We start from the raw sequence: 12,192 nt of genomic DNA, 5'->3' as shown, positions 1-12,192 counted from the left end.
CCAAGGCGCCTCCGCTTTTTTTGTTTTTTTGGAATAATTTTCATCCCTACTGTAAATTTTAAAATAGAAGAACTCTAGAACATAGGGGTGTAATAGTGTGGTTATTGAAACGAAAAAGGAGCGCAGCTTAATCCTTTTCGCTTTAATTGTGATTGCGGTCTATCTCTCTCCGTTATTCATTTTGCAGGAAAATGCCCATATCCGGGTTCATGATAATTTGGACTCAAATTTAGCCTGGTATAAGGTATTAGCAAGAAGTGGAGAAATGTTTGGCAGCGTAAATGCGGTCATTCCGCAAATTATCAATGGACAATTATCGAGAAATGCCTTTGGTACGGAATATAGTGTGATTGTCTGGTTATATGCACTTTTCCCAACCATGATTGCCTACGGGATTAGCCAGGCACTGACAAGGATTGTTGCGTTCTTTGGTATGTATTTGTTGCTTAAAGATCATCTAATGCCAAGTAATAAATGGCTTGTCATAAAAGTCGGCAGTGCTCTTGCTTTTGCATTAACTCCTTTTTGGCCGTCTGGAATGCTGAGCACATTAGGGATGCCATTAGCCCTTTGGGCATTTCTGAACATTCGAAAGCACCAGGATACGTGGAAGGACTATCTTGTCCTTACCTTAATTCCTTTATATGCAAGCATTGTATTAGGCTTTTTCTTTTTTCTCAGTGCGATGGGCGTTTTCTGGCTGTGGGATTGTTTTCGGGGGAAGGGATGGAACCTGCGCTTTGTATTTGCGATTGGTTATATGACTGGAATTTTTATGCTGGTGGAGTACAGATTGATTTATTCGTTTATGTTTTCCTCCGAACCTAATAGCCGGGATGAATACTTCCATGCTCATCTTCCCTTTTGGGGAGCGGTTAGGCTTTTTCTGAAAAACTACTTACTGGGACACACCCATGTAATGACCGTACATACCCTTATTATTTTACCGGCAACCTTTATGGCGATGTACATCGTGATTACCAAAAAACTTTGGGAACAGGAAAGGCCGTACGTCTTTTTATTCGGATTGAATATCGTACTATCATTATGGTATGCCTTTTGGTTTTATGAGGGCTGGCTGCCCTTAACAAAGGTCTTTCACTTTATCGATACTTTTAACTTTGCCCGTTACCATTTTTTAAGACCGATGGTGATTTATGCTAGCTTTGCCCTCGCCTTAAAAATTATTGCCGGACACAGTCTTGATGGGCTGAAAATAGCGAAATGGCTGGTCATTTTTCAAATTGCTTTTTTAGGATTATTGAATGATGAAATTATTTATCGGGAAAAGCCAACGGTTAAGGAGTTTTTTGCAGAAGACTTGTTTGCCGAGATTAAGGATTACATCGGGGATAACCCGGAAGAATATCGCGTCGCCAGTATCGGTATCCATCCTGCTGTTTCCCAATTTAATGGCTTTTACACCATTGATACCTATAATAATTTTTATCCATTAAGCTATAAACATCAATTTAGGAAGATCATTGCAAAGGAATTAGAAAAAAATAAAACGATCCAAAAATACTATGACAAGTGGGGCGGGCGCTGCTATCTTTTTACAGCCCAGCTTGGGAAAAGATATATGATCAAAAAGGATTCAAAACGTCACTTAAAAAATCTTCAGCTAAATACGGAAGTGTTCAAAGAGATGGGCGGCCGTTATATCTTCTCGGCGATTCCGATTGATAATGCTCAGCAGAACAAGCTTTTCCTTGAAAGAGTGTTTTATTCAAAAAATTCAGCTTGGAAGATTTATTTATACAAAACAATGTAGACAGCGGGGGTAGTACAAATGATAGAACCAGTCCTTACAATTGTTGTACCATGCTATAACGAACAAGAGGTGTTGCCAGAAACCATTCGGCAGCTCGAGGGACAGTTACAAGAGTTAATCGCTGAAGCGCTTGTCTCGACGCAAAGTATAATCTTACTTGTTGATGACGGTAGTAAAGATCGCACATGGGAGCTGATATATAAGGAGGGGCTGCGGAACAACTTTGTCCGCGGCCTAAAGTTATCACGGAATGTCGGCCATCAAAATGCCCTGTTGGCCGGGCTATTTACTGCAAAGGAGCATTCTGATTGTGTGATATCAATTGATGCGGACCTCCAGGACGATATCCGGGTGATTCGGGAATTTATCGTCAAGTTCCATCAGGGCTTTGAAATTGTTTATGGCGTCCGCAAAGGGCGGGAGTCGGATACATTCTTTAAACGAAGCAGCGCACAAGGATTTTACAAACTAATGAAAAAAATGGGCGTAGACCTTGTCTATAATCATGCTGATTTCCGGCTGTTAAGCAAACGTGCCGTGCAGGAACTCGAACGGTTCAATGAGGTTAATTTATTTTTAAGAGGTATTGTTCCAATGCTAGGTTTTCGCTCCGATGTGGTTTATTATGACCGTTTACAACGACAGGCGGGAGAAACAAAATACCCTTTAAAAAAGATGCTTGGGTTTGCCTTCGATGGAATTACATCCTTTTCTGTTTCTCCTATCCGTTTTGTATTAATAATCGGATTCGTATCCTTTTTCATGAGTTTGCTTTTTGGCGGATATTTCTTATTTCTCAAATTTTTTGGTACAACCTTAACTGGATGGACGTCCCTAATTACCTCGATCTGGTTAATTGGCGGCCTGCAGTTGATTGCGATCGGCTTAATTGGTGAATATGTCGGAAAAATCTATAAGGAAACCAAGCAGAGGCCTAAATATATTGTGGAAATTGATTCCTATTCTTTACCTAAGCCGAGGCACCATTTACTTAATCAGACTGGGGAAGAGGGAGGATTTAGTTTTGATTTAAGAAAGGTATCAGAAACCAATCAGTGAGTTTTCCGTTGGGCTTTCCTTAAGAATAAGGGGAAGCTCTTTTTTTGTTTTTTTAGTTGTACAACCCTCTCCTGCTGAATAAACATGGATAGACAGGCATCTATCCATTGCTTTGGGGGGAGAGGTATTAATGAATGTATTTTTAAGTTATATACTTTTGGGATTATCGCTAGCCGCTCCAATCGGACCGATTAATGCAGCCCAAATTGATCGTGGAATTAGAAATGGCTTTATGCACTCGTGGCTGATTGGGGTCGGAGCCGTTTTAGCAGATGGGATCTATATGCTTGTGGTGTACGTAGGGGTGGTTCAATTCCTAGAGACCGCATTTATGCAAACCTTCCTGTGGTTCTTTGGCTGCTTTGTGTTAATGTATACGGGGATTGAAACATTTATGAATGCTGGAAAAATCAATTTGCAAAATGCTAGAGGTAAAGAACCGCTTTATAAATCGTTTTTTTCCGGTTTCTTAATGTCCATATCCAATCCATTGACCATCCTTTTCTGGTTAGGGATTTATGGATCGGTCCTTGCGAAAACAGCGGCTACCTATGATACAAGCCAATTAATTCTTTATAGCAGTGCCATCTTTATCGGCCTATTGACCTGGGATATCATGATGGCAGGTGTGGCAAGCAGTGCCCGCAAGTTCTTAACCTCCCACTTACTAATCGTAATATCGTGTCTATCAGGAATTTCTTTGGTTGGTTTTGGTATTTATTTTGGCATGCAAGCATTTCATAATATGTTTGGATAACAAAAAAGTCAGCTCTTGAATAGCTGACTTTTTTATTTCAAAAGAATTATATAAGATTTGACTTTAAAGAATTGTCCAGATCCAGTCCATACTTCGACGGCCGCTTCCGCTTTTCTTATGCCGTAGGCCAAGGCTTTAGTACTTTACTCTTGCTTTTTTCCTTTTTCTTCTCCTTTTTCCACTTGAAACTCAGGATTAAGGTGATAATCCCTATGACTCCAATAAAGGCTAAACTAATAAAGAAGCCTGGTCTGCTCGTACCATGAAATAATGTTCCGCTAACCGCAACCAAAATAAAGAGGGCTCCTATTGTATACATAATTTTTTCCTTGCGCTTTAACGCTAAAATTTTTCGAGAGGATGCAAGAATAAAAAGCCAATTATAAAGAAGCATTAATCCTGCCGCCGTTGTAACCCACTCATAAATTTTATCCGGAAGTACCAGGGCAGAGACAATCGATGCAGTGATTCCAAGCATGGTAATGATTAAAGTCCATAATGGCACCTTTAGCTTTCCTTTTTTCGCAAAGCAAGCAGGAGCGTCTTCTTCTTCGCCCAAGGTTTCCAGTACGCTTGTGACACCATATAACGAGGCTGTCATGGTAGAAAAACCGGCAATAATCAGCGTAGCATTAAAGAAATGAGGGATAAAAGGCAGATGGTATGCATTTAAAGCAACGACAAAGGTACTTTCCTTTGTATTGAATTGATTCCAGGAACAAATAATGACTGCCAAGCCAATCGATAATACATAAATAATCATGAGTGTAAACAGCATGACTTTTCCGGCCTTTGGTGCTTCACTTGGATCCTTAAGCTTTGTGGCCATTAAACCTAAGATTTCGATTCCGCCAAAAGCATAAAAGGCAAAAATAACAGCAGACCATAAACCGATTGTCCCATGTGGGATCAATTCATTGCTGCTATTTGGAAACTGGATCGGACGATTGCCCTCAATGACCCCAAAAAGAGCTAATAAAGCAATCACGATAAACATGGTAATCGCTGAAATTTTTAGAATGGCCAAAATGTTTTCGAGCCTGTTTAACACTTTTACTCCTATTAAAATAATTGTTAATCCCAAAACCGCATAAATAGCGGTAAATATCCATAATGGAATGTTTGGAAACCAGAAGCGTGAAAAGATTGACAGTGCGGTCAATTGACTCCCCATAATCAGCACTTCTGACGACCAATAAACCCAGCCGCTGCTAAATCCGGCCCATCGCCCATAGGCCTTCTTGGCATAGGATCTGAAACCACCTTTTAAGGGCTGTTTTGCCGTCATTTTAGACAAGGCATCATAGACAAAATAAGTACCCAGCGCAGCCATTAAAAACGCAAGTAAAATAGCGGGTCCTGCCATCTTAATAGCAAGCCCAGAGCCAAGGAAAAAGCCTGTCCCAATCGTACATCCCACTCCAAAAAGGGATAGCTGCCACCATTTCATATTGTTTTTTTCTTCTGCACCTGATTTGGATTTACTCATTATATTCTCCTTTGCATCGATCATAGCCGCTGTTAAAAAGGCTAAAGAATGATCTCCCCAGCCTTTATTTTCCTTCTGTGAAGTGTGCTATTTATAGGTCACGGCCAGTTGCACCCGGTGATTTATCTGTATTAGATTGATTATTATATTCACGATCATTAAGACCAGGCTGTTGATTTTTGTCACTTCCTAGATATTTTCCCTGGTGTTTGAGCTCAACTTTCCTAAATTGATCAAAGTTTTCATTAACCACACTAAATCTCCTCTTTTCTCTTCATTTTGCTTTATCATTCTTAAGATACACGACCACCTGAAACTTATTCGATTGATCCTTCAAAAAACTATTGGGAAATTTACTGGAATTAAATTTTCTTTACATAAACCACCCTAAAAAAAATGAAAATATAAAGGAACGATTAAATAAAAACGTTGATGGGTAAATAGATGGTGAAATTGCGTTTAGTGAAAGGGGTTTTTCACATGTTATCAACACAGCAGTTAGCGGAGTTAAGGCTACAATTGTTAAAGGAAAAAAGTGAACTGGAGGAACATTTCGACCAGAACGATCATTTGGGATTTGAGCGCGGTCACGATCACGAATCGATGGGAGAGCTATCCAGTTACGATAACCATCCCGCTGACGATGCAACTGAACTATATGAGCGTGAAAAAGATAACGCCTTGCTAGAGCACTATAAACTTCAATTAGGAAACATCAATCATGCCCTAGAGGCAATGGAACAAGGAACCTACGGAAAGTGCGAGGTATGTGGAAAGGAAATCCCGACGGAAAGATTGGAAGCTTTGCCAAATACGACGTATTGTATTGAGCATAGTCCGGACCAAGTGACTTCCCATGACCGCCCAATTGAAGAAGGAGTCCTAATGCCTCCCTTTGGTAAATTTGATATGGACGAATCGGATGAAAATGTGGCTTTTGATGCGGAGGATTCCTGGCAGGCAGTAGCAGAGTGGGGAACCTCTGATACACCATCTGATTTAGCTTTTCCTAAAGACCATTATAATGACACCTATAATGAATCTGAAGAGAGTATTGGCTATGTAGAGGACTATGAAAACTTTGTTGGCAATGATATGTATGGACAGAATATAACCGTTTATCCAAATGCACAGCATGAAAAATACGAGGATGCCCTTGACGAAGAAGGGATCATGACAAGTTTTGGTGATTTGCCTGCTTTTGAACATGATCCATATGTTGACGATGATAAATGATGACAAAAAAGAAAACAGCTTTCAATTGAGAGCTGTTTTCCTGCTTAAAACTTATTCAAAACCTTTTCTAGGGATCGGAATATCCTTTCCATTCACATCATCAATGACGGCCCCGATTTCGCCTTCAGCATAGGTGTCGCTTACTTGCTCATGAGAAGTAGCAATGCCAGAGGATAGGTCGTCGCTTTCAGTGTAGTAGCTTGGATGATAAAAACTTCCCGCAAGTTCTTTTTTAGGGTTTGCTTTCTTATGTTCCACCTTTGTAACCTCCCTTTTTTGGATTAATGGTACAACCGTATTTTTTCTTATTTTACATTTATTACTCTAGAAATTTTTGAAAGGAGAATGACGATGAAACAAAAAAATGAATTTCCATCACGTGAGGAGTTAGATCAGGCCTTCCATTATCTCCATGATCAAATCAACTGGATTTCAGTTGTGGAAGAAGTGGAGATGCAAAAGCAGGAAAAAGAGGATCCTGAAGAGTAGGGTCATTTTATTTTGCCCTACTCCAACATTGCTTGAGGAGGGCAAGAGTTTTTCTCTGGACCCATCTAGGTTCTGTTTGATATGATTCTTGAGGCAAATCTGCTAATACTTAACAAGGAAACAGGTCAAAGTCAGCAAAAACGGGTTCAATTGACGTTTTAAGTAGACGAGAACTGTCTAGCTCCAGCGCCTAGCCCCTCGATGGTCTACAGCCAATCCGTCCAAAAGGTTAAAAAGCAACCTTTCGGCCGGCTCGTCTTATGCTTGTCGGGGCTGACCAAGGCGCTTGCGCTTTTCTAAATTTAAAGGTGGTTTCAATATGGTACTGAGAGAAGCTCTGGCTAAGAAAGTAGCCTGGATAAGTGTGATAAGTAACGTGATTCTGACAATAGGGAAGATTGTCATTGGCTGGTACGGGAATAGTGATGCGGTCTTTGCAGATGGTATTCACTCGGCGGCAGATGTCTTTGCATCTGTGATTGTTTTGCTTGTGATTAAGATTGCTAATAAACCGGCCGATAAGGAACATCCATATGGTCATGGAAAGGCCGAGGTTATTGTATCAGAAATCATTGGGATTCTCCTTCTCTTAGTGGCCGTTTACGTGGCTTACGAAGGAATCAGTGGTTTCTTTCATGAGGTAGAATCGCCAAATCTGTTAGCAATGTGGGTGGCTCTTTTTTCATTTATAACGAAAATCATCTTATATCGAAGTTCACTAAAAGTGGCGAATGAGAATCATAGTAAAGCGATTGAAGCGATTGCTTTCGATCATAAGGCGGATATTGTTGCTTCTATTGCAGCAGCAATTGGGGTGCTTCTATCTGTCATCGGAAGCCGGCTGGATATTCACTTATTACTTTACGGTGATAAGGCTGCCAGCGTTTTTGTGGCTTATTTAATTTTTAAAATTGCGAAAGAAATGTTAACCGAAGCGTTTGATATTTTATTAGAGCGTAATATCGATTCAGAAATTTTACAGGAATACATAGCGGTAATAAAGAATTTTCCAGAGGTAAAAAGGATCGACCGAGTAAGAGCGAGAGAGCATGGCCATTATGTATTAGTGGATATCCGGATTGCAATCGATCACTTTAAAACCATTAAACAGGGGCATGATTTAGCCAAATCCATTAAAGGGGCCCTCATGGACCAAAATGATAATATTCGTGAAGTATTAATCCATTTAAATCCTTATTTTCCTGAAGACAAATAATTCCTGTAAAAAACTCCTTTGTACTTTGAGGCATTTCGGTTTATGATAGGATAGGATATAAAAGAAAAGGGAGTTGATATTTTTGAGTTATTCCGTAGACCCGGACCCAAGTAGGCGGGGGGAAGTCAATATAATCTTAGAATTGATTAAATTGAAGATCAGAATATCAACTCTTCAAAAGGTTGTTGGCTTCCTCGACTAAAGTATCAGAGGAGGTTTTGACATGTTAGAAATTTTCAAAAGCACCGATACAAGGGTTCTTGAACAGGTGGACGCAGTCTCAAAAGGCTGCTGGGTGAATATGTATGCCCCAACGGCAGAAGAAATTAATAAGGTTTCAATCGATGCTCAGGTGGATGTCGATATTATTAAAGATGCGCTGGATGATGAAGAACGTCCGAGGATTGAACGGGATGACGGCCGGGTTTATATTATCGTTGACTTTCCCTATATTGTCCAAGATGATTCAGGTCTTTCTGTGTATGAAACCATTCCGATTGGCATCATTTTAACAGAGGATAATATTATTACGGTTTCTTTAAAGGATTCACCAATTATTGAGGAATTCAGGAAAAATCGTGTAAAAGATTTTTATACGTTTAAAAAAACACGCTTTGCCCTGCAATTATTGTTTGTGATTTCGTCTTATTATCTTCGTTATCTTAAGCTTATTAATAAGAAAACAAACGACATCGAACGTGAAATACACCAATCATTAAAAAATAAAGAACTGTATGCCTTTCTTGCCTTAGAGAAAAGTTTAGTTTACTTTACCACTTCTTTAAAATCGAATAAGGTTGTGCTTGATAAAATCTTGCGTTTCAATTATTTAAAAATGTATGAAGAAGACAAAGATTTATTAGAAGACGTAATTATCGAAAAAACGCAGGCGATAGAAATGGCGGAAACATACCGTTCAATTTTATCTGGTATGATGAATGCATTTGCCTCGATTATTTCTAATAACTTGAACATTGTCATGAAATTTTTAACGTCGATCACGATTATCTTGTCATTCCCAACAATGGTGGCTAGCTTTTATGGGATGAATGTGGATATCCCTTTTCAGCACGCTACCCATTCGTATGCCATCCCACTAATCATTTCGGCTCTTTTAACTAGTTTAACAGCGTTTGTTTTTTGGAAAAAGAAATATTTCTAGATTACCAGTCTTTTAAAAGACTGGTTTTTTTTATTGTGTTTTTTACTTTTTGAAAAATTTTCCCAACCCTTTTTTCTACTATTGCTAGACAGGTCCGAATATAATTTAGCGCTATTGACTTGTTCTGTACCAATTTAGAAAGGGGAGTTTGGATGAGAAAAAGGAAAACCATAGGTGCAACCATTATGAGTGTGGTCTTGGGGGTCTCTTTGTTTGCAACAGGGGCATTTGGTCAGCAGCTGAATTCCAATGAAACATACCGTGTTTTAATTAAAGGACCCGCGTCTGAAAAAGCGAAAGCAAAAGAAAGCTACGGTGTCCGCTGGGATTTCGCAGCTAATGGCTTTACAACCACCGTCAATGCTCAAGGCTATCAGGCTCTGCTCCATAACAAAAATTTAACGATTGAAAAAATTCCTGAGGTCCAAATAGCGGTTGTAAAGGAGGCAGCAAAACCGGGCGGAAATACAGTGACGGGCCCTAGTGACAGAACTCCATGGGGAATACAGGCCATCTATAATGATTCAGCCATTGCCAGTACTTCCGGGGGCGGCGGCATTGTCGTAGCTGTGCTTGATACAGGAGTAAATCGTAACCATCCCGACTTATCGAGTAATGTGGCACAGTGTCAGGACTTTTCTCAAATAAAGGTGTCATGGGTAGATAACAGTTGTTCGGATGGAAATGGACACGGTACGCATGTTTCGGGTACGGTTTTAGCGAATGGCGGCACGGGAACGGGAATTTATGGGGTAGCGCCAGATGCAATGCTGTGGTCCTATAAAGTATTAAATGATCGCGGCAGCGGCTATTCTGATGACATTGCAGCTGCCATTCGGAAAGTAGCCGATCAAGCAGCAGGGAAAAAGATCATTATTTCAATGTCATTGGGATCAAGCACTAGGGATTCGTTAATTTCCGATGCTGTGGACTATGCCTATGGAAAAGGTGTCCTGATTGTAGCAGCAGCCGGGAATGATGGTTCAGCCGATAACACCATTGGTTACCCAGGGGCATTACCAAATGTGGTGGCGGTAGCTGCACTCGAGAATGTTCAGGAAAATGGAACATATCGAATTGCAGATTTCTCTTCTCGGGGTAATTCAGCTTCAGATGGTGACTATGTCATTCAAGAACGGGATGTGGAGGTTTCTGCACCTGGCAGAGCAATCGAATCTACTTGGAAGGATGGAGGCTATAACACCATTAGTGGAACATCCATGGCAACGCCGCATATTTCCGGCCTTGCGGCAAAGATTTGGGCTGCAAATCCAACATGGTCTAATTTGCAACTCCGGACAGAGCTGCAAAATAGAGCTAAATTGTATGATATTAAAGGAGGCATTAGCTCCGCTACAGGTGATGATAATGCATCAGGTTTTGGGTTCGCAAGAGTGAAGTAGACGAATGAGGCCATCCGGAACTTGCCTTTCGGGTGGTTTTATATTATTTTTAAAAATAATATAAAAATAACTGTTGGTGAATTTTTTAATATAGTAAAATGGTAATAAAAGAAAGGCAAGCTGGTGGCATGATGGAATTCGGAGCCCTGATTAAATACTATCGAACCCAACGAGGAATGACCCAAACAGAGCTTGCAAAAGGAATATGCTCTGTTCCTCATTTAAGTAAAATCGAAAACAATTCAAAAGAAGCAAATGAAGAAACGATCGCCCTTTTACTTGAACGGCTCAGCATTAGCCTTGAAGAAATGGAAGAAAAGGAAGAAGAAATCAAACATCTCCTGAGAGATGTAAATAATAAAATAAATTTCTACCTGACTAAAGAAGTGGATGAGACTTATCAGAAATTAAAAAATAGGGAGCATCTCACCCCATTTTCAAAACATATTTATATTTGGGAGCTAACGAAATATCGCTATCTCCTATTTAAAAGACAAATTGGGGAAGCTGAGTCGCAAAGGGACTTATTATTTAAGCAAAAGAAAAAATTTTCCCAACATGAAAGCTATTTTTTTCGCTACTATAATGCGATATTCTTAATTTTAAAAGGACAGCATAAAAACGCCGATGACATCCTTGAAACATTGTACATAGAAAATGAACATGATACAACGAGCGGCGAATTCCTTTATCACCGGGCACTTGTAAAAAGCTCGCTAGAACAGTCAGGACATGCCATTCATTTTGGAAAGATGGCTCTGCAGATTTTTATGAACCAGCATAACTTCTTACGCATTTTGCATACGTTAATGCTCTTAGGCATTAGTTACACTCACTCGAAAATTTACGAGGAAGCAGAAGGGTGTTTTCAGCATTTAATCCGAAATGCTGAATTGTTAAAGGAAGAAAAAATGCTGCCGCAGATTTACCATAACATGGGCTTCTTACAACATAAAATGAATAATGAAAGGGAAGCACTGTTCTATTATGAAAAGAGTTTGGCTCTTCAGTCTAATTTAAACCAGCACTATTTAGTTACCCTTTATTCTATAGGTGAAATTTATTTCGCACTCAAATCGACTGAAAAAGCTAAAAAATGCTTACAGGATGCCTTTTCACTATCAAAAGAGTTAGGAAATAAGAAATACCGCCTTTTGGCAGAATTTTATTTATTTCATATGGCTTCACCGCAAAAAGCGTTTAAATATTTAGAAACAAAGGTGATTCCTTATTTTGAGGAGTCAAATGAGCAGATCGACTACCTTACTCGTTTTTATAAAATGCTTGCTGATTATTACAATGAAAACGGGATGGTTCACAAAGCAGTAAACTATCTCAATAAAATTACAGGAGGAATAGTATGAAAAAAATGGCTGTCCTATTACTTTCCGTTTCATTCCTTGTTCTTTTTGCATCCAATAACACGGTAAAAAGCGAATCTGTATCTCCTGCTCATCACTATGCTTACGAAGGGCCACAAGGTCCTCCTATTCTGCCTCCAGTATGATAATGTTGAAAAAGTCCCTGATTTCTCAGAGGGCATTGAAAAAGCCTCTTATATGTGAATTGTGTATGTGATTTGGCTGTTGATTTCCGCTCCAGGCGGC

The 12,192-nt window shown here is 39.7% G+C and carries 13 protein-coding genes; 10 read left to right on the top strand and 3 right to left on the bottom strand.

Annotated features, from left to right (window positions below):
- The first annotated feature begins 97 nt into the window (after nt 1-97).
- The 3 genes from V7077_RS18395 to V7077_RS18385 all read left to right on the top strand — a co-directional run bounded on the left by V7077_RS18395 (nt 98) and on the right by V7077_RS18385 (nt 3,590).
- Entirely contained in the window at nt 98-1,774 is a 1,677-nt protein-coding gene (locus tag V7077_RS18395; protein ID WP_335504582.1) for a DUF6044 family protein, read from the top strand.
- Between the two features lie 18 nt (nt 1,775-1,792).
- A complete protein-coding gene (locus tag V7077_RS18390; protein WP_335504580.1) occupies nt 1,793-2,833 on the top strand; it encodes a glycosyltransferase in 1,041 nt (346 codons plus the stop codon).
- Nucleotides 2,834-2,963: 130 nt separating this feature from the next.
- Nucleotides 2,964-3,590: a LysE family transporter gene (locus V7077_RS18385; protein ID WP_335504578.1), complete on the top strand. Its 627-nt coding sequence runs from the start codon at nt 2,964-2,966 to the stop codon at nt 3,588-3,590.
- A gap of 115 nt (nt 3,591-3,705) precedes the next feature.
- Here V7077_RS18385 and V7077_RS18380 read toward each other — a convergent pair whose 3' ends face one another.
- Both V7077_RS18380 and V7077_RS18375 read right to left on the bottom strand, forming a co-directional pair.
- Nucleotides 3,706-5,079 carry an amino acid permease gene (locus V7077_RS18380; protein ID WP_335504575.1) on the bottom strand — a complete coding sequence of 458 codons (1,374 nt, stop codon included), beginning with the start codon at nt 5,077-5,079 and terminating at the stop codon, nt 3,706-3,708.
- 91 nt (nt 5,080-5,170) lie between these two features.
- A complete protein-coding gene (locus V7077_RS18375) occupies nt 5,171-5,332 on the bottom strand; it encodes a hypothetical protein (protein ID WP_235740971.1) in 162 nt (53 codons plus the stop codon).
- Nucleotides 5,333-5,559: 227 nt separating this feature from the next.
- Here V7077_RS18375 and V7077_RS18370 point away from each other — a divergent pair, with 227 nt between their 5' ends.
- Complete coding sequence (locus tag V7077_RS18370; RefSeq protein WP_335504573.1) at nt 5,560-6,315, top strand: TraR/DksA C4-type zinc finger protein; 756 nt, start codon at nt 5,560-5,562, stop codon at nt 6,313-6,315.
- Between the two features lie 51 nt (nt 6,316-6,366).
- Here V7077_RS18370 and V7077_RS18365 read toward each other — a convergent pair whose 3' ends face one another.
- Nucleotides 6,367-6,573, bottom strand: coding sequence for a YozQ family protein (locus V7077_RS18365; protein WP_215044455.1), 207 nt, complete (start codon nt 6,571-6,573; stop codon nt 6,367-6,369).
- Between the two features lie 93 nt (nt 6,574-6,666).
- Between V7077_RS18365 and V7077_RS18360 the strand changes: the two genes are divergently transcribed.
- The 6 genes from V7077_RS18360 to V7077_RS18335 all read left to right on the top strand — a co-directional run bounded on the left by V7077_RS18360 (nt 6,667) and on the right by V7077_RS18335 (nt 12,092).
- A complete protein-coding gene (locus tag V7077_RS18360; RefSeq protein ID WP_335504569.1) occupies nt 6,667-6,804 on the top strand; it encodes a hypothetical protein in 138 nt (45 codons plus the stop codon).
- A 319-nt stretch (nt 6,805-7,123) separates the two neighbouring features.
- On the top strand, nt 7,124-8,020 hold the full coding sequence (locus V7077_RS18355) for a cation diffusion facilitator family transporter (protein ID WP_335504568.1): 897 nt from the start codon (nt 7,124-7,126) through the stop codon (nt 8,018-8,020).
- Between the two features lie 223 nt (nt 8,021-8,243).
- The gene (locus V7077_RS18350; RefSeq protein ID WP_335504565.1) at nt 8,244-9,182 is read left to right on the top strand and encodes a magnesium transporter CorA family protein; all 939 of its coding nucleotides are present in this window, start codon (nt 8,244-8,246) and stop codon (nt 9,180-9,182) included.
- A 152-nt stretch (nt 9,183-9,334) separates the two neighbouring features.
- The gene (locus tag V7077_RS18345; protein ID WP_335504563.1) at nt 9,335-10,585 is read left to right on the top strand and encodes a S8 family peptidase; all 1,251 of its coding nucleotides are present in this window, start codon (nt 9,335-9,337) and stop codon (nt 10,583-10,585) included.
- Nucleotides 10,586-10,713: 128 nt separating this feature from the next.
- The gene (locus V7077_RS18340) at nt 10,714-11,949 is read left to right on the top strand and encodes a tetratricopeptide repeat protein (RefSeq protein ID WP_335504561.1); all 1,236 of its coding nucleotides are present in this window, start codon (nt 10,714-10,716) and stop codon (nt 11,947-11,949) included.
- Nucleotides 11,946-12,092, top strand: coding sequence for a hypothetical protein (locus V7077_RS18335; protein WP_335504559.1), 147 nt, complete (start codon nt 11,946-11,948; stop codon nt 12,090-12,092). Before V7077_RS18340 ends, V7077_RS18335 begins: the two co-directional genes overlap by 4 nt.
- The last annotated feature ends 100 nt before the right edge of the window (nt 12,093-12,192 follow it).

The organism is Neobacillus vireti (assembly GCF_036962465.1).
Lineage (GTDB): Bacteria > Bacillota > Bacilli > Bacillales > Cytobacillaceae > Neobacillus > Neobacillus vireti_B.
This window is presented reverse-complemented; position numbering and strand designations above follow the sequence as displayed.